We start from the raw sequence: 1,813 nt of genomic DNA, 5'->3' as shown, positions 1-1,813 counted from the left end.
GAGGATCTTTCAGAGGTCAAAGTTTCAGCCTCAAAATTATCTGATTACGCACAAGAACTAGAATTCCGTGAAATAGCCCTTCAAGAAGAAAAAGCCGTTGCCGAAAATGCGTTGAAAGTTAAGTCTGAGTTCCTGGCCAGCATGAGTCATGAAGTACGCACGCCAATGAACGGTGTACTCGGCATGCTCAATCTGCTGATGAACACAGAGCTCAGTGATGAGCAAAGACAAAGAGCCTCATTGGCAAAATCTAGTGCTGAGTCCTTGCTAAGCTTGATCAACGATATACTCGACTTCTCTAAGGTTGAGTCAGGTAAACTCGAGCTTGAGCAGGTCTCTTTCGACTTAATTGACTTAATCTCCAGCTTGGCGAAAACACTTAGTAAGCAAGCATACGACAAAGACATAGACTTCGTTGTCGATGTTTCGGGCATCAATAAAACCCATATCACAAGTGACCCTGGGCGAATCAGGCAAGTCTTAACGAATTTAATATCGAATGCGATAAAGTTTACTTCTTCCGGTAGCGTAACCCTAAAAGTAGAAGTCTACGAAGACTTTGGTGACAGCCTGGATCTAATTTGCGAAGTTCACGATACCGGTACCGGAATAGCTAAAGATAAGCTGGCAACGATATTTGACTCATTCTCACAAGCAGATGCCTCAACCACTCGAAAATATGGCGGCACTGGCCTTGGTTTAACTATTTCTCGAAATTTATGCCAATTAATGCATGGCGATATTAGAGTCGCCAGTGAGCTAGGTAAAGGTAGTGTCTTTACTGCCTCATTCATGGTTGACAGCTCTACTGAAAACAAAGAAAGCGCGCCACAATTTGAGACCGAACAACTGCTAGCATTTATTCTCGATAAACATCAGGACACAGCCAAGGAAATTGAGAAACAGCTAAGTAAATGGGGAATTCCCTCATATATCTGCGACAGCTCCAATTCCGTGCTCAATTCACTCAATGAACATGTTGTCGGGCCTGGTAAGGTCCCCTTGATCTATATCGATGCAGACCTGATTGAAGGTTCTGCCCACGACCTTAGCGACAACCTTCGCAGCCAAGCAGGCAATGAAACCTTATACCTGATACTCATGACAAAGTACGGTTCCCAGGTCGATGAAAACTATTGCAAGACTCATGGCTTCGATGCCCATATCTATAAGCCTATCTGTTCCAATGACCTAATCCAAAGCATGGAGCTCAGCCTCTATTCAGAAAAACCAGAGCTAACGCAAAGTGCGATAGCGGCTATAGAAGACCCCACTACAGATTTGAGCGAGTCTAGAATCCTGCTTGTTGAAGACGTCTATGTAAACCAGCTCGTTGTACAAGGTATTCTTGAGGCGCTTGACCAACAGTGCGATATCGCTGCCAACGGCCTAGAAGCGCTAGAAATGATACGCGACGCTGAAAAAACGGTCCCCTACAACCTCATTTTCATGGACTGCCAAATGCCGGAAATGGATGGATATGAAGCAACTACAGCGATCAGACAAGGTAAAGCCGGAGAAAACGCCAAGCAGCTACCTATTGTTGCCATGACAGCTAATGCAATGAAAGGTGATGATGATAAATGCTTTGCTGTGGGAATGAATGACTATATTAGCAAGCCTGTCGATGCCATGATCGTTCAAGAGAAGCTAAATAAATGGCTACATTAAGATGGCAGCGCCCTGTTAAACGCCTCATAATGATAAGCGAGTTCACTTGCTGACTCAGACTCACCTGCAAGCTCAAGTAGTTCGATAACACACTCAGCCGTACACAACCCGCCTTTTAGCTGATTTCCTCTACGCACAAAAG

General features: G+C 44.6%; 1 protein-coding gene. It reads left to right on the top strand.

Going from position 1 to position 1,813, the window contains the following annotated elements; translation table 11 throughout:
• Positions 1 to 1,671, top strand: a 1,671-nt coding sequence (locus A3735_RS25965; RefSeq protein WP_068638917.1) for a response regulator, incomplete at its 5' end; no start/stop codon positions are given.
• Positions 1,672 to 1,813: the final 142 nt, after the last annotated feature.

The organism is Oleiphilus sp. HI0061, assembly GCF_001635675.1.
Note: the sequence above shows the minus strand (reverse complement) of the source record. Positions and strands in the feature narration are given on the sequence as shown.